The organism is Pedobacter sp. PF22-3, from assembly GCF_026239555.1.
GTDB lineage: Bacteria > Bacteroidota > Bacteroidia > Sphingobacteriales > Sphingobacteriaceae > Pedobacter.
The window spans coordinates 20,078-43,153 of the sequence record NZ_JAPIVP010000024.1 but is presented as its reverse complement, the minus strand read 5'-3'; the positions used below and the strand labels follow the sequence as shown (position 1 = coordinate 43,153).

General features: G+C 39.6%; 11 protein-coding genes. 9 read left to right on the top strand and 2 right to left on the bottom strand.

The genetic code is table 11. From position 1 onward, the window contains the following. Positions 1-27: 27 nt before the first annotated feature. Positions 28-1,209 (top strand): AIR synthase related protein, encoded by a 1,182-nt coding sequence (locus OQX63_RS21890; RefSeq protein WP_265852934.1) that lies wholly within the window; start codon positions 28-30, stop codon positions 1,207-1,209. A gap of 735 nt (positions 1,210-1,944) precedes the next feature. Here the strand turns inward: OQX63_RS21890 and OQX63_RS21885 are convergent. Then, positions 1,945-5,088, bottom strand: a complete 3,144-nt coding sequence (locus OQX63_RS21885; RefSeq protein WP_265852933.1) for a TonB-dependent receptor — start codon at positions 5,086-5,088, stop codon at positions 1,945-1,947. A gap of 679 nt (positions 5,089-5,767) precedes the next feature. Here OQX63_RS21885 and lpdA point away from each other — a divergent pair. The 6 genes from lpdA to asnS all read left to right on the top strand — a co-directional run bounded on the left by lpdA (position 5,768) and on the right by asnS (position 12,939). Further along, entirely contained in the window at positions 5,768-7,156 is a 1,389-nt protein-coding gene (lpdA, locus tag OQX63_RS21880; protein ID WP_265852932.1) for a dihydrolipoyl dehydrogenase, read from the top strand. 233 nt (positions 7,157-7,389) lie between these two features. Continuing rightward, positions 7,390-8,229 carry an MBL fold metallo-hydrolase gene (locus OQX63_RS21875; RefSeq protein ID WP_265852931.1) on the top strand — a complete coding sequence of 280 codons (840 nt, stop codon included), beginning with the start codon at positions 7,390-7,392 and terminating at the stop codon, positions 8,227-8,229. Continuing rightward, positions 8,229-8,786, top strand: a complete 558-nt coding sequence (locus OQX63_RS21870; RefSeq protein WP_265852930.1) for a GNAT family N-acetyltransferase — start codon at positions 8,229-8,231, stop codon at positions 8,784-8,786. Before OQX63_RS21875 ends, OQX63_RS21870 begins: the two co-directional genes overlap by 1 nt. 289 nt (positions 8,787-9,075) lie before the next feature. Then, on the top strand, positions 9,076-9,435 hold the full coding sequence (locus tag OQX63_RS21865; protein WP_090503838.1) for a hypothetical protein: 360 nt from the start codon (positions 9,076-9,078) through the stop codon (positions 9,433-9,435). Positions 9,436-9,999: 564 nt separating this feature from the next. After that, positions 10,000-10,527, top strand: coding sequence for a ferritin (locus tag OQX63_RS21860; protein WP_265852929.1), 528 nt, complete (start codon positions 10,000-10,002; stop codon positions 10,525-10,527). 963 nt (positions 10,528-11,490) lie between these two features. Continuing rightward, complete coding sequence (gene asnS / locus OQX63_RS21855; protein WP_265852928.1) at positions 11,491-12,939, top strand: asparagine--tRNA ligase; 1,449 nt, start codon at positions 11,491-11,493, stop codon at positions 12,937-12,939. Positions 12,940-13,462: 523 nt separating this feature from the next. On the opposite strand, the gene OQX63_RS21850 is transcribed toward asnS, so the two are convergent. Continuing rightward, positions 13,463-15,124: an FMN-binding glutamate synthase family protein gene (locus tag OQX63_RS21850; protein ID WP_265852927.1), complete on the bottom strand. Its 1,662-nt coding sequence runs from the start codon at positions 15,122-15,124 to the stop codon at positions 13,463-13,465. Positions 15,125-15,207: 83 nt separating this feature from the next. Between OQX63_RS21850 and OQX63_RS21845 the strand changes: the two genes are divergently transcribed. Both OQX63_RS21845 and OQX63_RS21840 read left to right on the top strand, forming a co-directional pair. Further along, a complete protein-coding gene (locus OQX63_RS21845) occupies positions 15,208-15,828 on the top strand; it encodes an L-threonylcarbamoyladenylate synthase (RefSeq protein WP_265852926.1) in 621 nt (206 codons plus the stop codon). Between the two features lie 1,469 nt (positions 15,829-17,297). Then, positions 17,298-23,069 (top strand): lamin tail domain-containing protein, encoded by a 5,772-nt coding sequence (locus OQX63_RS21840; RefSeq protein ID WP_265852925.1) that lies wholly within the window; start codon positions 17,298-17,300, stop codon positions 23,067-23,069. Positions 23,070-23,076 lie beyond the last annotated feature (7 nt).

Below are 23,076 nucleotides of genomic sequence, written 5' to 3'. Positions count from 1 at the left end.
ACCTTAAAAAACTATCTTTGCGGCAACATGAGTGATAACAGGTACAATCAACGCGGCGTTTCTGCCTCAAAAGAAGATGTGCACAATGCCATCAAAAACATCGACAAAGGAATTTTCCCTAAAGCGTTCTGCAAAATCATCCCCGATATTCTAGGTGGTGATGAGACATACTGTAACATCATGCACGCCGATGGTGCCGGTACCAAATCTTCTTTAGCTTACGTTTATTGGAAAGAAACCGGTGATATTTCGGTATGGAAAGGTATTGCCCAAGATGCCATTATCATGAATATTGACGATTTAATCTGCGTGGGTGCTACCGATAATATTTTGTTATCCTCAACCATTGGAAGGAATAAAAACCTGATTCCCGGCGAAATAATTGCGGCTGTAATTAATGGAACAGAAGAGATTTTGGCCGACTTACGCGAACAGGGCATCTCGATCTACTCCACAGGTGGCGAAACTGCCGATGTTGGCGATTTGGTAAGAACTATTATCGTCGATTCTACGGTGACTTGTCGCTTAAAGCGCGAAGACATCATCAGCAACGATAACATTAAACCTGGCGATGTAATTGTGGCCTTAGCCTCATCCGGACAAGCGACTTACGAAACCGAATACAATGGTGGCATGGGATCGAACGGATTAACCTCTGCCCGTCATGATGTTTTCGAAAAATCTATAGCCAATAATTACCCTGAAAGTTTTGATCCAGCCGTTCCTTTCGACCTGGTTTTCTCAGGTGGCAAAAAACTAACCGACGAAATTGAAATTGAAGGTCATGGTAAAATAACCGTGGGCAAACTGGTACTATCTCCCACCCGTACCTATGCACCGGTGATTAAACAGATATTGGAGAAACACCGCAGTCAGATTAATGGCATTGTACACTGCAGCGGTGGTGCCCAAACTAAGGTGCTTCACTTCATCAATGATGATATCCATGTCATTAAAGACAATTTATTTCCTGTTCCTCCGCTGTTTAAGCTGATCCAGGAGCAACCGGGAACCGATTGGAAGGAAATGTACAAAGTGTTTAATATGGGGCACCGTATGGAGCTGTATGTACCACAGGAAATTGCGGATAGCCTAATCGAAATATCGAAAAGCTTTAATATTGATGCGCAGATCATCGGTCGCGTAGAAAAAGGCGATCAGAAACAGGTAACTATCGAAAGCGAAAAAGGAACTTTTGTTTATAATTGAGAAATAAAATACTTTAAATAAAAAGGGGCTGAAATAAAATTCAAGCCCCTTTTTTATGCCCTTTCTATACATTTATGAAATATACTTTCTCCTCCATCCGCTTTCTTTTCCTGATATAGGACCCCGAACTTGTTTTTATCAACAGTTTAGATCTGCCAATAATAACCCTCAAAAATTCTATTTTTCAGTTAACATTTATACTAAAGCAATTATAATGCTCATAGAACTTAATCCCATATAATAACTTCCGGCTTGTATTTCCATACTCCCATTGTAATGTATACGTGTTTGCATTGTATCAGATAAATTTGTATATCCTTGAGATATAGTTCATCATAATACATATTATTAGTTACAGCATGATCTGAATAAGGATATTCAACTTTGTATAATAAACACGAATGATTAGGTAAAACAATGGATGATCTGTTATAAAAGCGCTAAAGTTTAGGGATTAAAATTGAATCAGATTATGAGGGATGAACTGCTTAAAAAAAAACATTATGATCTAATTGGCGAAAAGGAATATTTTCGTAGAGAGTGTGCGTTTCATAATAGTATTTTGTTTTCCGTTATAAAAATACTTATCTACTATTAAGCGACTATTATTTTTTACATGAAGTAGTTAGTTTATTACACGAAATATAATTTAAAAAGATAAATGGGTTTTTGCTTAAAATACTTTACAAAAAAAAATCCCCGATGATCGGGGATTTTTTTTTGTTCTTTTAAGCATTAATTAAATAAATATCTAACCCCAACTTGTCCTTGCCATCTTGAAGAAAATGATTCTGACAAAATATTTGAAGGTGTTTCAGGTGAGAAAGTAAAGCTACCATTATTTGAGCTACTGTAACTAATTAGCTGATAAGCTTGGTTAGTGATAAAGTATTGTCTGCCCCAATTTTTATTTAATAAATTACCAACGTTAATGATATCGAAAGATAATTGCAGACGGTTTTTACTTGTACCGATCATTGTACCTATATCTTGCATGATTCTGAAATCAAACTGATGCTGCCAAGGTAATCTCGCTCCATTTCTTTGTGTATACTGTCCTCTTAATTTACTTAAATAAGGGTCATTATTAATAAATGCATCTAAAGCGGCCCATTGTTGAGCTGGAGTATAAACTCTTGCAGCTGTTCCTGTACCCACCGTTAAATTATTGATTATTCTTATTTCAGACTGGTTACGTGGCACATACAATAAATCATTTGAAAATGCTCCATCACCATTTAAATCTCCATTATAAAGATATGTGAAAGGTGAACCTGAATTACCTACATAAAATAGGGATACCGTTGTTCCGCTTGCTTTATTTTTGCCATAATTTAAGGTATATCCTAGTGTACCAATTATTCTATGACGAATATCAAAATTTGAATAAACTAATTCTGGATCATTTGCATTACGAACAACCTGAACAAATTCCCAGTTTGATAGTGCCACACTGCTGGCACCTGAGTTAACATCTTTAGATTTACCATAAGTATAAGCAGTACTCGCGAATAATCCATTATCAAAAGATTTCTGCAATTGAGCTGTCAAACTATAAGAGTCTCCTTTACTAGTGTTGTCAAGTAAATAGGCTCCAGTGTAAGTACTACTAACTTTAGAACCATAGAAAGGACGTGTATCAGCACCACCCGATACTATCGGATTTAAAGAGGCTGTAGAAGGTTTAACATTTATATCTTTATATAATATATTATTTACAGTTTTACTGTAAATTCCTTCTAAAGTTGCCACAATACCTGCTGGCAATTTCATATCTAAAGCTAAATTACTTCTAAATACTTGCGGTATTTTAAAGTTAGGGCTCATTAAGTTAACCGCATAAGTATTTCCTGCTGTTCCAACAGTTGATTGCTTTGTAACATCAGGCTGGAATCCCGTATTATTAGCAGTTGTACCACTTAATGAAATTGTTTTGTAATCCAAGCCTGTATTTCCATACTGGTTAGACATCCATACAAATGGTACTCTTCCTGTAAATAATCCGGAACCACCTCTTAGCTGAACTGAACGATTTCCTGTTAGATCCCAATTAAATCCAATACGTGGTGAAACCAATACCTGACCACTTGGGATATTACTAGTTCCATAGCCAGGGAAAGATGTAGCAACCGCTGGATTATTTGCAGGCTTATCATTAAAAATAGGCACATCAACACGTAAACCTGCGGTCATTCTAAAACTTTGATCTACTTGAATCTCATCTTGAAAGTAGAAACCTAGTTGAGCTGCCTTAAATTGAGCTGCAGGTAAAGTACCAGCTACAGCAGGATAAGTAATGTCAATATTATTAGGTTTATTATCATTGAAATTCTGTAGAGAGGTAAAACGATATCTTCCGTTGTAATTACTTACAAACAGGTTTCTGAATTTAAAAAACTCATTGTGTGTTCCCAATGTGAAAGTGTGATTTCCAACTAGCAACTTCAAATTGTCCGTAAATTCAACGATATCTTGGTCTAGTTCATTTTTAGTTGAACTTCTTTCAGATCCGAATGTAACAGTTCTACCTGAAATTCCTCCCCAGTTCTGAATCTCTACCTGAGGGAATAATGATCCAGCAGTTTCGCGGCTATCTCTAACTCTGGAATAACCTATAATTAAATTATTAGAAAGATTTGAATTGAACTGAGACCTCAACTCAAGCACACTAACATTTTGGTTGTTATTAAATTTATAAGCATTATTTTCGAAACGAAATGCTGTAGAACTTCTGCTAATATTATCATCAAATGCTTTGATGTAATTATGGCGCAATGTTAATTGATGCTTACTACTAATATTCCAATCTAAACGTGCAAAGATTTTATCACTTTGAGTCTTAGCCGGAACTTCAGCACCGGTTCCAATATCATAACCGTATTTAGAATTAACATAGTTAGCTAAGCTTTGCGCATCTGCTGTGCTAATTACGGATACAGCATCACCAGCATTATTCAATGTTGGAGTTTTAATTCTTGTCTGCTCACCTGTTACAAATAAAAACAACTTATCTTTAATAATTGGAGCACCTATTCTTAAACCATAATTGGTGTTGTAAAAACTTGTCGCTTTTTCACCTAAGAAACTTTTACCTACTAACTTTTCATTTCTACCGTAAAACCATGCAGAACCTTCTACAGTATTAGAGCCTGATCTGGTAACCGCATTAATACCTCCACCAGTAAAATTACCATAAGTAATATCGTATGGAGCTAATACAACTTGAATCTCTTGAATCGCATCCAAAGAGATTGGCTGAGTATTAGCCTGCCCACCTGGTAAACCAGAGCTAGTTAATCCAAAAACGTCGTTGTTAACAGCACCATCAATAGTTAAGCTATTATATTTACTATTAGACCCTGCAAAAGAGTTTCCATTTGCTTGCGGAGTAAGTCTGGTAAAATCATTAATGCTTCTACTTAAACTTGGTAAATTTTGGATTTGCTCTTTTGACACAGTTGTAGCAGCACCAGTTCTTTTACTATTTAAAAGAGGGTCTTTTTTACCAGATACATTAACTTCCTGTAGCACATTACTATTGTCGCTTAGTATGAGGTTTAAAGCAAATGGCTCACCCAACTTTAATTGAATTCCGGTAATTTTCTCTGGGTTGTAACCGACAAAACTAATTTCTACTGTGTAAGGTCCACCAACTCTCATGTTTGCCATACTAAATCTACCATCGTTGTTGGTTGATACAGTATAAACAGTTCCAGTTGGTGTGTGTGTTGCTTTAATACTCGCACCAGGTAAGGCGCCTTTGGCATCCTTAATTGTTCCTGTCATTGATGATGAGGTTACCTGTGCATTTGCACCAAAAGTTATACCTACAAATGCAACAATAACCAGTACTAATCTTAAAAGTAAAGATTTCTTCATACTTTGATTTTTAAATGTTTTTTTGTTAATGATAATGTAAGGAGATTTTGTTGATGCAAATGTCCTAATAAAATTTAACACATTTTAACATTCAATGTTAAATAATTATTAAGTCGGTCATATTTTTTCAACATTTAATATATACTATACTAATTACAACATTCAGTTTATCAATACATTCATAATAAATCTAAATTTTTAATAACAAAACTTGCAGTTGCTTATAATTTAAGCATAAAACTAAAGTTAATATTGGTATTTTTCCAATAACAGATATCAACAACATTTTTTGAACCATAAACATCCCTATTATTTATTTTTTTAATCGCTTATCCATATATAATTCTGCAAACTTCGATAATTAAGCCTTCATTTGTAAAGAGAATAATCTTAACAATATTCAGTCATTGTAAATTTTAACAGGTATCTGAATATTGGCTTAGCCAATTGACATTTTTTTTTTAGTTTTGGACGATGGTTAACGGAGCTATCTCCTTTAATTTTTGGTAATGTAAAGTTTAAGCCTTAAACCAAGAGCGAAATCAACACCTTGCCTGTAAATACAGAACAATTAAGAAACAGATATCTTTAATCAGATAGGAACATGCTGTCCATAATTAAATATCATATATTATGGCAAACTCGATCTGAAAGATAAATAACAAATTAAAAAAAACAGATGAATTACGACGTTATTGTTTTAGGCAGCGGCCCTGGTGGTTATGTAGCTGCAATCAGAGCTTCTCAATTGGGACTAAAAGTAGCCATTGTTGAGCGTGAATCATTAGGTGGTATTTGTTTAAACTGGGGCTGTATCCCTACTAAAGCGCTTTTAAAAAGTGCTCAGGTTTTCGAATATATTAATCATGCTGCTGATTACGGAATACAGGTTGCCGAAGCAAAGACAGATTTTGCTGCTGTGGTAAAACGCAGCCGTGGCGTTGCCGATGGCATGAGTAAAGGCGTTCAATTTTTAATGAAAAAAAATAAAATTGACGTGATTATGGGTACTGGTAAAGTAAAGCCAGGAAACAAATTAGAAGTTAAAGGTGCTGATGGTTCTCAAAAAGAACTAAGTGCCAAAAACATCATCATTGCTACAGGTGCCCGTTCAAGAGAATTGCCTAACCTGAAACAGGATGGTAAAAAAATTATCGGCTACCGCCAGGCCATGGTACTCCCTGAGTTACCAAAGAGCATGGTTGTGGTAGGTTCTGGTGCTATCGGTGTAGAGTTTGCTTATTTCTATGCTACTATGGGCACGAAAGTAACCATCGTAGAATTTATGGAGAACATTGTTCCGGTTGAAGACGAAGATGTATCTAAACAATTGTTACGCAGCCTTAAAAAAGTGGGTATCGACGTAATGACTTCAGCAAGTGTTGAATCAGTTGATACCAGCGGGGCAGGTTGTAAAGTTTCTGTTAAAACCGCTTCGGGCATGCAGACTATCGAGGCCGACATCGTACTTTCAGCAGCAGGTATTGTAGCTAACATCGAAAACATTGGTTTAGAAGAAACCGGAATCAAAACCGAAAAAGGCAAAATTGTTACCGATGAGTTCTACAACACTTCAGTTAAAGGTTATTATGCCATTGGCGATGTAGTTGGCGGACAAGCATTGGCACACGTAGCTTCGGCAGAAGGTATTATTTGTGTAGAAAAAATTGCCGGTCAACATGCTGAACCTTTAGATTACAATAATATCCCTGGATGTACCTATTGCTCACCAGAAATTGCTTCTGTAGGATATACCGAAAAAGCAGCTAAGGCAGCTGGTTACGAATTAAAAATTGGTAAATTTCCGTTCTCTGCATCAGGTAAGGCAAGTGCTGCCGGTGCCAAAGATGGTTTCATAAAATTAATTTTCGATGCCAAGTACGGAGAATTATTAGGTGCGCACATGATTGGTGCCAATGTTACCGAAATGATTGCTGAAATTGTTGTGGCCCGTAAATTAGAAACTACCGGACACGAAATGATCAAATCTGTTCATCCTCACCCAACCATGAGCGAAGCCATTATGGAAGCTGCCGCTGATGCCTACGGAGAAGTGATTCACTTATAAGGCACAAGATTTAAAGGCGGAAGGCATAAGGTGCCAAAACTTAAGTAAAACCGAGATTATTCCAAAAACCCTTTAGTTAATCCTAAAGGGTTTTTGTATTTTTATAGTCCATTTTTTCTAAACCCTAAACCCTAAACCCTAAACCCTAAACCCTAAACCCTAAACCCTAAACCCTAAACCCTAAACCCTAAACCCTAAACCCTAAACCCTAAACCCTAAACCCTAAACCCTAAATGAAACTCCACAGCATAAACACAGGCTTATTTAAGTTAGATGGCGGTGCCATGTTCGGCGTTGTGCCCAAAGCCATCTGGCAAAAAACCAATCCTGCTGATGCGAACAATCTTTGCACCTGGGCCATGCGCTGTTTGTTGATCGAAGATGGCAATCAGTTGATTTTAGTGGATACCGGAATTGGAAACAAACAGGACGAAAAGTTTTTCAGTCATTATTATCTGCATGGGGATGATTCGATGGAAAAATCACTGGCACATTTGGGCTTTAATACAGCCGATATTACTGATGTTTTTCTTACACACCTGCACTTCGACCATGTAGGCGGAGCAATAGTGAGAAAAAATGACAAACTGGTGCCTGCGTTTAAAAATGCCAACTATTGGAGCAATGAAAAACATTGGCAATGGGCTGTAGAGCCGAATGCAAGGGAAAAAGCTTCTTTTTTAAAGGAGAACATCCTTCCAATCCAGGAAAGCGGACAGCTTAAATTTGTAGCCGAAAAAGAAAATATAGAATGGAAAAAAGACATCAATATCAGCTTTGCTTACGGCCATACGGATGCCATGATGTTGCCTAAAATTAGCTACAAAGGGAAAACTATTGTGTATATGGCTGATCTGTTACCTTCAGTAGGTCACCTGCCCCTGCCCTATGTAATGGCATACGATATGTTTCCGTTAAAAACATTAACCGAGAAACAAGCCTTTTTGGAAGAAGCAGTAGAGAACAATTATATCCTATTTCTGGAGCACGATCCCATTAACGAATGCTGTACCCTTCAACGCACAGAAAAGGGAATCCGCGTGGCAGAAACCTTTAACCTAAGCGATATTTAATGATCAGGCCAGCCCAACCAGAAGACGCAGCTCAAGTGGTCCCCCTATTACTTCAGGCCATGGGCGAGCTTGCCCCAAAGTTAACCCACACAAAAAATCGCGAAACCATTAACCTCATCTTTGAACATTTTTTTCAACAGGCGGGAAATCAATACAGCTATGAAAACACTTTGGTTTTTGAAGAAGCAGAAAAAGTACTCGGTTCATTAACTGCTTATGATGGTGCAAAACTGATTGAACTCAGAAAACCATTTTTAGCTTATCTAAATCAGCCGGATGCGGATGATCACAACCTAGATGCAGAAACTCAAAGTGGCGAATTTTATCTCGACAGTATTAGCGTACACGCCAGTGCACAAGGCAAAGGCATAGGCAAACAACTCATTACAGCAGGCATTGCTTTGGGTTTGCGACTGGGACATGAAAATATTGGTTTATTAGTGGACCAAAATAATGAGCGCGCCTTGAAACTCTACCAGCAAATGGGCTTTAAGATCCAAAATGAAAAGGAATTTATGGGAGGCAGCTATCACCATATGGTATTTGATGTTAAATAGCGCATAGGAGATTACATCAAAAATCGTCGTTGCCGGGCCGAAGTAATCTCTGAGCGTACGTCACTAGCGATCGTAGTAAGATTGTTTCGCAGGCTGAAAAACCTTTATATAATGACGACTTTTTTTAAGTACTAAAACGGCTGAATACATTGCGACATTAATTTATAAAACAAATAATGATGCGTTCAGCACCTCACTCCTTCCTCTAAACACTACCCACCTAACGCTAAACATTTTTTTTTGCAATTTTATTTGTATTTAATCTAAATAATGCCAATTTTTGTAACCGATGGAAAAAGCGTGTATAGATATTAACCAACTCGTTAACGTATTCTCAAATACCCATGGTTCAATTTATCAATCAGATAAGTTAAACTGCTTTTACGTAGATTTTGGCGGTAAGTTTGCACGCTACAACTGTCTTTCCCTTCAAAAACTTAAAGCTGTTGTAGAACAGATTGATGTTGAAGCACTCCTTTTAAATACTCACAAAGCGGATTTTGAATTGGTTACCTTTAACGGTTGCGAACACATCTATTTACTTAGTGCGCTGGAAATTATCGCTTTAAAAGATTTATTACACGGTACCTTTACCATGTTTAAACTTAATCATATCATTAGCGATTGCCTTTATAGATTAGTTTACTAGTTAGTTTATTGGTTTATCAGCCATTGGTTTATTAGTCTTGCAAATTGGTTATTGGCTAATTGCAATTCCTATCACCCCATCTTCCTTAACCTGATTCAGGATCTAAAATGAGTTATTTAATTGTTAATAATCGATCATAGAGGAAATCCTTCTCCGCATATCTTCCATCACAAAAGATCCTTCATTGTGTTCAGGATGACAAATTAGTGAAAAAAGTATCTTTGTACTGGATACTGCAAATTGATTTGAAGCTTCATCCTGAGATAAATTCAGGGTGATGGCCTGGATAGAAACTGAAAACTGCCAACCGAAAATTGAAAACCGAAAACCGCAAACTGGAAACCGCCAACTGCCATCATCCTTCTGATCCTCAGCCACTATCCGTCTCGCGTTATCCATTCATTTTCCATCATCCGTTTCACATCTTACATCATCCATCCAACCTTATTTAAACTGATTACAAATAACTAATTATCAGCAATTTAGACTAATTTCATATTGCAAATAAATTAGTATCCAGAACAAATTCAGTTTACATTTGTATTGTTATTAAAGTACAGAAATATGAAAGATCTAATGCGTATCAAATGTTTAATATCTCAGGATATCGAAACATTATTAAATCAGCAAATTAAAAAAGAGGCTCACTCTTCATCACTATATTTATCCATGTCATCTTGGTGCGATCAAAATGGCTTTGACTTTTCGGCAGATTATTTCTTGAAGCAATCTGAAGAAGAAAGAGTACACCAGCTTAAATTATTCAAATATGTATTGGATATGGGTGGAAATGCAATCTCTCCGGAAGTTAGCGGAATCAAAACAGACTTCGTAAGTTTCAGAGAAGTTTTCGAAGACGCTTTGGAAGCTGAAATCTCCATTACCCAAAGTTTCAAAAACATTGCAGCCAGATGCCACAAAGAACAGGATTTCGTAACCATGGAATTTTTAAACTGGTTCTTGAAAGAGCAACGTGAAGAGGAATATAAAGCACGCAGAGCTTTAGAATTGTTCGAAGTAATTGGCGAAGAGGGTACCGGAAGATGGGAAATTGATAAATACGTGAATAAAATCTCTTATTCAGAAGAATAACAACAACAAAACATATATTGAAAAGCTATCCAAATCGGGTAGCTTTTTTTTTGCATAAAAAATTTGACGAAATACAAGCGCTAGCGTATTAAGATCCGCGCATACGCGAGGATGACGACATTTCTTAGTCCTTAACTCAATATGTGTTTAACCTGCATTTCTCATCTTTTTAATCTGGGAGAATAACCTAGAAGGCAAATTCATTTGTTTCCCGCTAATCGCGCAGAAAAGAACCGCAGATCTAGGGGGATTGTATTAGTTGTAAAGGGAAAAGCATATCGCATTAAGATTCCCGCATGCGCAAGGATAACGAAACTATAACTCTTTCCACCACGCTTTATCCGACAGTTATCCTATTGGGATAATATATAAAAAAAGAAAAGCCCCAGTTTTCTGGAGCTTTCTTGGTTTTAGGTTGTTTGGTTTATGTTGATTATGAATAAGTCTTAAAGTTTTTATAAAAAAAGCGCCGTTGCCAGCGCTTTTTTTAAACCAAATATATAATAATAATTAACGAGCATTACAAAAGTACACATTTTATTCATTATCGCAATATTTTTGATAAAAAAATTCAAAATTTTATATAAAAAAATTAAAAACACTTAAATAATTAAGTTTAAAAACACAAAAATCATATTAAAATTAAAAATAAGACAAATAAACCTCATTAAATACACCATTTAAGCATCGTAATCAATGTTAATTAAATTATTAAATAAAAAAAACAAATATAAAATCCAAAAATCAGCTACTACACTCAATAATTTAATAAAAAATAATAAAAACGAGTGTTATAAATGAAATTTCATCAGCAATCATTATATAACATATTAAAATAGCGCAATGTGATCGTACCCGAGGCTAACATGAATTAACCATTTAAAAAAACTGCAAACCGAAAACCGCAAACTGTTAACTGATACCAGTTTTTTTTCTAAATTTGCGCCTTTTACAGATAACGATATGATTAAGAGACAGCAAATTAAAGATTTATTAAAGTCGACAGCATTTGACACAGACGTAACGGTTATGGGATGGGTTAGAACTTTCCGTAATAATCAGTTTATTGCCTTAAATGACGGATCTTGCATGAGCAATATCCAGGTAGTGATCGATTTTAATAATTTGCCCGACGAGCTGTTGAAAAGAATAACAACCGGCGCGGCCATTGCCGCAACTGGTAAATTGATCGAATCGTTGGGTAAAGGCCAAACAGTAGAGATTAAAGCAACCAGCGTAGAAATTTTAGGTGATAGCGACCCTGAAAAATTTCCTTTGCAACCTAAAAAACACAGTTTAGAGTTTTTACGCGAAATTGCTCACCTGCGTTTCCGCACCAATACTTTTAACGCCGTTTTTAAGGTACGCCATGCTTTGGCTTTCGCTATCCACCAGTTTTACAACGAACGTGGCTTTGTATACATGCATACGCCTGTAATTACGGCCAGTGATGCTGAAGGTGCAGGCGAAATGTTTAAAGTAACCACTTTGGATTTCGACAACCCGCCAAGAACAGAGGAAGGTAAAGTAGATTTCTCTCAAGATTTCTTTGCCCGTGCCACCAACTTAACCGTATCCGGTCAGTTAGAGGGCGAGCTGGCAGCCATGGCTTTTGGCAAAATTTATACTTTCGGACCAACCTTCAGGGCTGAAAACTCGAATACCACACGCCATTTGGCCGAATTCTGGATGATTGAGCCTGAGTTTGCCTTTGCCGACCTGGAAGACAACATGCAGCTTGCAGAAGATATGATGAAGTACGTCATAAAATATGCTTTAGATAACTGCAAAGACGAATTAGAATTCTTAAATACGCGTTTAGCCGAAGAAGATAAACAAAAACCACAGAACGAACGCAGCGAATTTAGCTTGTTAGAGAAATTGGATTTCTGCTTAGCCAATGATTTTGAACGCTTAACGTATACAGAAGCTATCAGGATTTTAAAATCTTCTAAACCAAACCAGAAGAAACAGTTTAAATACCTGATTGATGAATGGGGTGCTGATTTACAAAGCGAGCACGAACGTTACCTGGTAGAAAAACACTTTAAAAAACCGGTAATCTTAACTGATTATCCTGCAGATATCAAATCTTTCTATATGCGCCAGAATGAACCGGATGCTGAAGGCAGACAAACGGTAGCCGCCATGGATATTTTATTTCCAGGCATCGGCGAAATGATTGGCGGATCGCAGCGTGAAGAACGTTTAGACCGTTTAACCCAACGCATGGAAGCTTTAAACATCCCACAAGATGAATTGTGGTGGTATTTAGATACCCGTCGTTTTGGTACAGCGCCACACGCTGGTTTCGGTTTAGGTTTTGAGCGATTAGTATTGTTCGTAACCGGGATGACCAACATCCGCGATGTAATTGCTTTCCCAAGATTCCCGAAAAACGCAGAGTTTTAGAAGGGTTTAGGGTTTAGGGTTTAGGGTTTAGGGTTTAGGGTTTAGGAAAAACAGTCCCATAAACCAAAGAAGTCAAGTTTTTATAAACTTGACTTCTTTTTTTTCTTCATCGCGGCCCTGAGATAAACTCAGGGTGACGACCGGGTTAATATAATCCTATACCAATTGGATGATTTTGGACAATCGTCCCAGCGGGACACCTCATGGGTAACCAATTGTTCAATTCGTGTTTTCGTTCCATAGGAACGTTTGGTGATTTTCCCGTAAATATCACCACAATTGTGGCCACCTAAACCTGATTGAAATGAAAAGCCCGCAAACGAGGAACGAGTGCGGACTTGTAATGAAAAGCAGGAAATGAACAATCCTAAGTACTGCTGCGCCTGCTTTCCAAAAAAAAAATAAGGAGTTGTGCCATAAGCTATACTTCCGAAGTTCTATCCGTACTCATGCCCTTTCAGACTTCGGAAGCCTACCCACAACTGCCCTTGCGCTAAAAAAACGTGCTTTCTTCCAGCCAGACTTATCTTCCCTCCTCATGCATGGTATCACCGTACGGATTGGCATGCGCATAATCTACTGCTGAAACCTTATAATCGGTAGGCGCAAAGCTCTGCGCAGTACTCAGGGCCATTCCTAATTCGTAACGTGTTGGATATGGAGTTTTTAACAAACTACCTGCCGGGATATAAGGAAAAGTCTCCAGATAACTCTGCATTACACTTGGACTTACGCGCCTGTTGATATAAGCCCTGCTTAACTGATGTGTTTCTCTCAAACCCGCAGCACCTAACAATTCTACCGCGCTGGCCACGGTAAGGTTATGGAAGTTTTTAACACGAACGGTTTTATCCTCTACCACCAAACCTTTCATTAAACTCGGATCCTGCGTAGCCACCCCTGTTGGGCAAGTATTGCTATTACACTCTAAAGCCTGAATACAGCCTAAAGCAAACATCATTCCTCGTGCAGCATTACACATATCAGCACCAAGGGCAATATTTTTAACCAAATCAAAACCTGTTGCCACTTTACCCGAGGCAATAATTTTGATGTGTTTTTTCAGATCAAAACCATTTAAAACATCATATACAAAAGCTACCCCTTCGCGTAATGGCATACCCACCGAATTCGAAAATTCCTGTGGTGCAGCACCTGTTCCGCCTTCGCCGCCATCAACGGTGATAAAATCAGGGTAAATTCCGGTTTCTATCATGGCTTTACAAATGGCGTAAAATTCGCTTTTACGACCGATACACAATTTAAATCCCACCGGTTTACCACCTGATAAATCGCGCAATTTTTTTACAAATTCCAACAAACCGATAGGCGTATTAAAGGCTGAGTGCGCGGGCGGCGACAATACATCTTTACCTTCGGGCACTAAACGGATCCTGGCCACTTCTGGTGTTACTTTTTTAGCCGGCAGCATCCCACCATGTCCTGGTTTGGCACCTTGCGAAAGTTTAATCTCGATCATTTTTACCTGATCGGTTTGCGCCCGCTCAGCATAAGCATCGTAGTTAAAAGTACCGTCCGCATTACGGCAACCGAAATAACCTGTACCAATTTGCCAGATTAAATCGCCTCCCGGCTGACGGTGATAATCACTGATTCCACCTTCGCCTGTATTGTGCGCAAAGTTACCGAGTTTGGCACCGCCATTTAAAGCTAAAATGGCATTCTGACTTAACGAACCAAAGCTCATGGCCGAAATATTATAAATACTGGCAGAATAAGGTTTCTTACAATCCGGTCCGCCAACCGTAACACGCGGATCTAAATTCAATTCATGGTGCGAAATAGCCGCAATACTGTGACTTAACCACTCATAGCCATTTTCGTAAACATTTAATTGCGTTCCGAATGGAATTGTATCGTTATCGGTTTTGGCCCGCTGGTAAATCAGCGAACGGTTTAACCGGTTATAGGGTGTACCATTGGTATCACTTTCTACAAAATACTGATATACTTTAGGCCTCAACTCTTCCATAAAGTACCTTAAGCGCCCAAAAACAGGATAATTCCTTACTATACTATGTTTAGGCTGGTATAAATCGTATATACCGAGCAGTACAAAAGGACCTGTAAAAATGAAAGTCCACCACAAAAAAGGATGGTAAAGGCCCAACATAATGGTTAGGGCAATTAAAAATGCGGCGATCGCGACGAAGGCTTTTCTCATAAAATCAGATTAGCGTATGTTTTGTAAGTACAAAGATTAAGATTATTAAACAACTGACACCACTAAATTGTTATTTTTACGCTATGCTTATTAAGATTTATCCAGAAAACCCTAATGAAAGGGCTATAGAACAGGTTGTTGAAGTACTTAAAAAAGGAGGCCTGATTATCTATCCAACCGATACGATATATGGTTTGGGCTGCGATATCACCAATCCAAAGGCTATCGAAAAAATTTGCAGAATACGAGGAATAAAGCCTGAGAAAGCCAATTTCTCTTTCATCTGCCACGATTTAAAACATATTGCTGATTACATTAAACCGATTGATAATACTACTTTCAGGGTTTTAAAAAAAGCCCTGCCAGGGCCGTTTACCTTTATTTTTAACGCCAATAACAACGTACCCAAATTATTAAGTTCGAATAAAAAAACGGTGGGTATCCGTGTGCCCGATAATAATATTGCCCGCTGTATTGTAAAAGAACTCGGTAACCCCATTCTCTCTACTTCAATAAAAGATGATGATGACGTAATTGAGTATTCTACCGATCCCGAATTGATCCATGAGAAATACGAAAACCTGGTTGATCTGGTTATTGATGGCGGTTACGGCGATAACGAAGCTTCTACCGTAATCGATTGTACAACTGGCGAATTCGAAGTGATCCGTGATGGCAAAGGAAGTATTGAGGAGTATCTGTAATCCTCATACTTTATTGATCATACACCAACCACCAAATCGTCCTGCTGAACTTGTTTCAGCATCTAAAATAGCAGTAAGACCCTGAATGAAATCCGATGGCTATCGGATCGGGGTTGACGATCAGAAAATAAAGCCTTCATCAACTACATTTAAAATAGCTTGTAATCGAATTTAGGTGATCAGATAAATGGTATTGTTTTTTTTGGAAGTGAGCGATCCGATGCTATGTGGCGGCCTCCTGCCCTGCTTTACACTTCAAGTCCTCATCCGATGAAGGATCGGATTGCGGGCTTTCCGTTCCATCCGATAAATATCGGATCAGGCTTAATAACAAAAGTCTGTAACCACAAGACCAAACCTTTATGATAAGCTCTGCGATCTGCACCACGCTACCTGGCCTCGCAGATTTTCGCCGAAATAAGCATTGAAATTCTTGAAGTACCCTTCAACACCCTACTGCCCAAGGCAATATACAGTCCCGATTTTTCATCGGGGCCTCCATATTGCCGCACTTAGAATTTCGATAGCTTAGTTCAAGAAAAGATGCAATCCTTGATCTTTTGTTTCTTTTCTATCAAGAGAAAAGAAAGAGCCCTTCGGCGGCGGTGAGCCGAGGCAAGCCTGAGCCTGTGGAGAAAGAATAGCAAAGTGCTTTAAGGTTCCCGTCTGCGCCTATCGTGTGGACACATCTTTTTTAAGAATGTTTTGGGCAGCATGCTAGCTGACCTTAATAAACCATAGTCTTTACCGAAGGACGCCGTCAATCCCAAGTGGCGGGAGAATCAAAAAACAGGTGCACAATTGCCCAAATAGCATTGCCAAACCTGAAACGCAGTGGTTTTGTGTTCATTAGCGTTGAATTCAAAATTTAATATAAATCGAACACAAAACGAAGTGCCACTGTTTTTTTGATCAGCATGGGCGGTGAGAAGCCACATTGCTGGATTGACAAAGCGCTTTGGGTACTTTGGCGCTCCAAAATGCGAAGCATTCTTGAGCACAATTGAAAACAACTAATAAATGCGAAAAACTACCATGCCCCGCGGCAAAGAGCGGAAAAAATTAACATTTGTTCCCAAAACTATTGCTTCTTAAGGAATGAGAACCAGTTAATAGCAAGAAAGATGCTGACCACGTAGTAGCTACAAGACAATTGAAAATACTAACTTCTACTTGTAAAATAAATTCAGCATGACGATCGCATTAGGGATATGTGCTATAAAAAACGAATGCAGCTAACAGAAATGTGTCCACACGATAGGTCTGCGCGGGAATGACGAACGGTGTTCATAAAAAGACCAAAGATCTCTCCACTAAGCATTAATATATTCAAAAAGCACAGTAACGTTTATACAATCATAAAATTACATCATATTACATTTATTTTTCCACATTCGTTCGAATTAACATTAAGTTAATCTGATAATAAGGCAATTGCATATACATTTGTTGTAAACAAAACTAACTATATGAAAAGACCTTTACTTCTCATTTTACTTTTTCTGGTTTTCGCTTATAAAGTATCTGCACAGGTTTCATTAACGGCATTAAATACAGCTAAATCAGAAAATTTCGACGGCATGACGGCAACAGGAACCTCAACAGTTACCGGATGGAGCGCTGTTAAAGCCAGCGGCACAAGCACCGCAGCCGTAGGTTCGGCCTTAACATTAGCGGTTTACACCACTTCATCAAACAGTGGCGCAGCTTACAATACAGGCACAGCCGGAGCGGCCGACCGCTCGTTAGGAAGTTTGGCCTCTGCAGCATTGGCACCAAGATTCGGTGCCGGCTTCCAGAACAATACGGGCGCAACAGTAACCTCGATCGATTTATCGGGCGTGATGGAGCAATGGAGAACTGGTTCAAACGCTACCGTAAACGAAAAACTAAACTTCGAATATAGCTTTAATGCCACCAGCATTGCTGATGCATCGGCCACCTGGCTACCGCTTTCTGGTATGGACCTTAACGAAAAGTTAACCACCACTACTGCCGCGGCTGGTGTTGATGGAAATCTTCCTGCCAATCAAACCGCTATTTCGGGGAGCATTACGGCCATTACCTGGACAAATGGTGCTACGCTTTATATCCGCTGGACGGATACCGACGATTTAGGAAGCGACGGTATTTACACGATCGACGATTTTAGCATCACCCCAAAAGGCAGCGCTACCGCAACACCGGTTCTTTCAGCTTCAAATACGACATTGGTTTTTGGCGATCAAAACATCAATTCAAATTCTACAGCACAAAGTTATACTTTAGGCGGGGCCAATTTAACCGCAGGTGTTTCTGTAAATACTACAGCACCTTTTGCTGTTTCGAAAGACAATATTACTTTTAGCAATTCCATCAGCTACACTACAGGCGAAGTTGCAGCATCACCACTGGTCTATGTACGTTTTAGTCCAACAGCTGCAGGCAATGCCAATGGCACAATTACCAGTACCAGTACCGGTGCCACTCCTGTTAACGTTACGGTAAGCGGAAACGGCTTATCAACCATTTTAACGGTAAACCAAACCGCTTTCGATTTCGGTTCTCAAAATACAGCTACCAATTCAACTGCACAAACTTTTACCCTGAGCGCAACTGGCTTAACTGATGTGGTAAATATCACCTCTACAGCACCTTTTTACCTCTCTAAAGATAATGTTACCTATAGCAGTTCTCTGGTTTATACCGTGGCTGAGCTGGCTACAGGCAAAACAGTTTCGGCACGCTTTAGCCCGACAACGACAGGCCCGGCATCAGGTAATATCAGTATTTCGAGTACTGGTGCAAGCACACAGAATATTACCACAACAGGTACGGGTACAACACCGCCTGCAGCAGCAACACACATCGTCATATCAGAAATTTATGGCGGTGGCGGAAATACCGGCGCTACCTATAAAAACGACTTTATCGAATTATACAACCCTGGCAATACCGCAGTTGATTTAACCGGTTGGAGTGTGCAGTATTTAAATGCTACAGGTACAGGTACCTGGGCTAAAACAGATTTAACCGGCAGTATACCTGCAAAAAGTTTCTATCTGGTTCAGGAGGCTATTGGTGCGGGCGGAACGGTTAGTTTGCCTACACCAGATGTAATCGGCACGTTAACCTTATCTGGTACAACCGGAAAAGTAATTTTAAGCAACTCGAATGTGCTTTTAACCGGAGCCAATCCGTCAACAACTGCAGTGATAGATAAAGTAGGTTTTGGGCCAACCGCTACCGGTTTCGAAACCGCGCCCACACCGCTAATCTCAAATACCACTTCTATTGAGCGTAAAGCAAGTGCCACTTCAACAGCGGCTACTTTAGCAGTAGGCGGTGCAGAAGAATTTAACGGCAACGGTTACGATACCGATAACAACAGTACCGATTTTGTGGTTACTGCTCCAAATCCGCAAAACACCACCATTAAAGAACCAACAGGCGCCAACCACGTGGTTATTTCTGAAGTTTATGGTGGCGGTGGCAACAGCGGCGCTACCTATAAAAACGACTTTATTGAGTTATATAACCCAACACTTAGTGCTGTTGATTTAACCGGCTGGAGCGTTCAGTATGCAAGTGCTACCGGTACAGGCAGCTGGGCAGCAACCACCTTATCGGGTTCTATCGCTCCCAAAGGTTTTTACCTGATCCAACAATCAGCGGGCACAGGTGGTACATTAGATTTACCGACACCAGATAAAATTGGTACACTCACACTATCGGGTACAACCGGAAAAATATTGTTAAGCAATTCGGCTACCCCACAAACAGGTGCAAACCCGGTTAATGCAAATATTATTGATAAAGTTGGTTTTGGAACAGCAAATGGCTACGAAGGTACTGCCCCTGCACCTGCTACAACCAACACCACATCAATTGAAAGAAAGGCAAGTGCAACATCAAATGCCACCACCATGGGTATTGGTGGCACAGAAGAATTTGCAGGTAATGGATACGATAGCGATGAAAATTCGTCAGATTTTATTGTGAGGGGACCTAATCCACAGAACAGTTCGGTAACAGAACCTGTTTCTACTTCAGGTCCCTACCTGGTGGTTACGCCAAAAACTTTGGCGTTCAGCAATCAGGCCATCAATACTACATCAGCTTCAAAAAGTTATGTAATCTCTGCCGGTAATTTAACCAATGCCACTACATTAACCACCACTGCACCTTATTCTATTTCTAAAGATAATGTTACTTTTTCTACCACATTAAGTTATAGTGTGGCCGATTTAGCCACCAATCAAACGGTGTATGTAAAATTCAGCCCAACAGCGGTAGGTAATTCAATTGGTGCCGTTTTACATAGCAGTGCGGGCGCAACTTCGGTTTCACTTTCATTAACCGGTCCGGCAGTAGATCCTAACCAAACGGCTTTCAATTTCGAAAACTGTACAACAGTAGGCAGCTCGGCCCTGTCTGATGGTTTTTATCAATACAGCGTAACTGGTCCGCAAACCTGGGGCTGTACCACTACTTTCGGTCATGATGCCTCCGACCCAACAGGTGTAGCAAGTTCAGGAAATGCACTGCAGATTAACGGCTATTCTAGCGGTAACATTTTAAATGAAGATTGGTTGATTTCACCAGCCTTAAATATCAGCTCATTTAACTATGCTATTTTATCTTTCTGGACGAGATCTGCTTTCGCAGGAGATAAACTACAACTTAAAATTTCCACCAATTATACCGGCTCCGGCGATCCTGCACTGGCTACATGGACCAGTTTAGATGGTAAATTCCCTGAAACGGGCAGCGATAAATGGACCAAATCAGACAATATCGATTTATCTGCCTATAAAGCCACGCCAGTTTATGTGGCTATTGTATATAATTCTACCACTTCATCGGCCAGCCGTTGGACAGTTGATGATTTTGCGGTAACCAATTCGAACACGCCACCAGCGGTTGATATTACCACTTCGCCATCAAGCATCAATTTCGGTTTTCAGGCAACCAACACCACTTCTGCAGCCAGCAGCTTTGGTTTTTCTGCCGGAAACCTCACGGGTGATGTTACCGTTACTGCTCCGGCCAACTTTACACTGTCTAAAACCAGCACCGGAACGTATAGCAGCACCATTACCTATCCGAAAGCCGATATCAACAATACTTCACAAACGGTTTATGCCAAATTCTCGCCAACGGCAGTAAATACCAGTTATACCGGAAATGCAAATATTGCTACTGCTGGTTCGGCAAACAAAACCGTTGCCTTTAGCGGAAACACTTTTGATATTGCCAATACGCTGGAGGTAGTGAACTGGAACATCGAATGGTTTGGCAGCCCGGCTCAGGATCCATCAAACGATGTATTACAAGCTGCAAACGTTAAAACCATAGTCAACAATATTAATGCAGATATTTATGGTTTCGCAGAGGTAGTAGATACCACTTTATTCCGGAACACGGTTTTACCGGCAGGATACAATGTGGTGTTCAGCGAGTTCGGATCATACGCCGATAACAAAGCCGATGCCGATTATCCCTTGGCACAAAAACTGGCTTTTATGTACCGCACCGATCTCATTAAGCCCATTTCTACTTTGGGCATTTTAAGAGATACCTATAACCCTGCTGTACCGGCAACCAGTGCCGATGGTACCCCTTACAAAAACTGGTCGTCGGGCCGTTTCCCTTACATGATGCAGGCACAGGTAAAGATCAACAATAAACTGGATACGGTTTATTTTGTGGAGATCCATGCCAAAGCCAACACAGGCACCACAGCCGATCAGATTGATTCCTACAACCGTAGAAAAAGCGGAAATAAACAATTAAAAGATTGGTTAGATCTTAACCTGCCAGGTAAAAAGGTAATCATCCTGGGCGATTTTAACGACGTGCTCGATGCCAATAAAACCATTGCCCCAATGCCTGCAGGCACAGGTACATCGTATTCCGATTTTACACAAGATGCAGCCAATTATTTTCCTGTTACCCTACCTTTAAGTTTAGCCGGAAAACAATCAACCGCCGGATTTAATACCGTAATTGATAACGTGATTATTACCAAGAGCCTTAACCTCAATTACATCCCGGCCTCGGCCGAGGTTTTAGATGGCGTTAAAACCCTGGTAACCAACTACAGTTCTACCACAACAGATCACTACCCGATTAAAACCAGGTATTTATTCGGTAATGGTGCCCCAACACTTGATGCGGTGACCGATCAGGCCGTTTGTTATAGCCCAGCTAACCAAACTATTGCCTTAACCGGGATTTCTGCCGGTCCGGAAACTACGCAAAACACCACACTTGCTGTTACTTCAGATAATGCCAACCTGTTTGATGTATTAACCGTAGCAGCAAACGGTACCGATAAAGGAACCATTACCTACCACTTAAAAAACAATGTGAGCGGTGTAGCCAACATCACGGTTACGGTAATGGATAATGGAGGTACAGACTTTGGAGGTGTAGACAAGATCACCAAAACTTTCAAATTAACGGTAACTTCAACCGCTACAGCAACTGTAACAGGTACAGCTGCAGTTTGTTTAAACGGAGCGCCCCAAACCATCACCTTTACGGGTGCAAACGGAACTGCACCTTATACTTTTACCTATAACATTAACGGCGGAACAAGTAAAACGGTAACGACAACCGCTACAAGTGCATCGGTAACGGTTTCGGCACCCACTAATGCAGCCGGTACTTTTGCCTATAATTTAGTAAATGTTAAAGATGCAAATTGCGGTCAGGCGCAAACCGGAACCGCTACTATAACCGTAAATACTTTACCTGTGGTTTCCATCAGCAGCAATAAGGGTGTAACCATCTCTAAAGGCGATGCCATTATATTAACTGCAACCGGTGGTGTACAATACAGCTGGACAGGTACTGAAATCACTAGCGGACAAAATACCGCATCGGCAACCATCAGGCCAAAACAAAGCGGCACCTATAAAGTAACCGTAACCAACGCCAGTGGTTGTGTTAGCGATCAAACGATTTTAATAACCGTAACCGAAGATTATAAGTTAGAAGCCAGTACAGTAATTACCCCTAATGGTGATGGGTATAACGATAAATTTATCGTAAAAAACATCGATTATTACCCAAACAATACCTTAAAAATATTTGATAAAGCAGGGCGGATTTTATATACCAAACAAACTTATGCCAACGATTGGGACGGAACCATAAACGGTAGCCCTTTAAGCGAAGGCACCTACTACTACATTATCGATCTCGGTAAAGGCATTGGTACATTCAAAGGTTTTATCAACATCATTAGAGACTAATTACAGA

Excerpts from the sequence above, each read along its gene's own strand:
- OQX63_RS21890 (WP_265852934.1), top strand. The coding sequence starts at position 28 with ATGAGTGATAACAGGTACAATCAACGCGGCGTTTCTGCCTCAAAAGAA.
- OQX63_RS21885 (WP_265852933.1), bottom strand. The coding sequence starts at position 5,088 with ATGAAGAAATCTTTACTTTTAAGATTAGTACTGGTTATTGTTGCATTT.
- lpdA (WP_265852932.1), top strand. The coding sequence starts at position 5,768 with ATGAATTACGACGTTATTGTTTTAGGCAGCGGCCCTGGTGGTTATGTA.
- OQX63_RS21875 (WP_265852931.1), top strand. The coding sequence starts at position 7,390 with ATGAAACTCCACAGCATAAACACAGGCTTATTTAAGTTAGATGGCGGT.
- OQX63_RS21870 (WP_265852930.1), top strand. The coding sequence starts at position 8,229 with ATGATCAGGCCAGCCCAACCAGAAGACGCAGCTCAAGTGGTCCCCCTA.
- OQX63_RS21865 (WP_090503838.1), top strand. The coding sequence starts at position 9,076 with ATGGAAAAAGCGTGTATAGATATTAACCAACTCGTTAACGTATTCTCA.
- OQX63_RS21860 (WP_265852929.1), top strand. The coding sequence starts at position 10,000 with ATGAAAGATCTAATGCGTATCAAATGTTTAATATCTCAGGATATCGAA.
- asnS (WP_265852928.1), top strand. The coding sequence starts at position 11,491 with ATGATTAAGAGACAGCAAATTAAAGATTTATTAAAGTCGACAGCATTT.
- OQX63_RS21850 (WP_265852927.1), bottom strand. The coding sequence starts at position 15,124 with ATGAGAAAAGCCTTCGTCGCGATCGCCGCATTTTTAATTGCCCTAACC.
- OQX63_RS21845 (WP_265852926.1), top strand. The coding sequence starts at position 15,208 with ATGCTTATTAAGATTTATCCAGAAAACCCTAATGAAAGGGCTATAGAA.
- OQX63_RS21840 (WP_265852925.1), top strand. The coding sequence starts at position 17,298 with ATGAAAAGACCTTTACTTCTCATTTTACTTTTTCTGGTTTTCGCTTAT.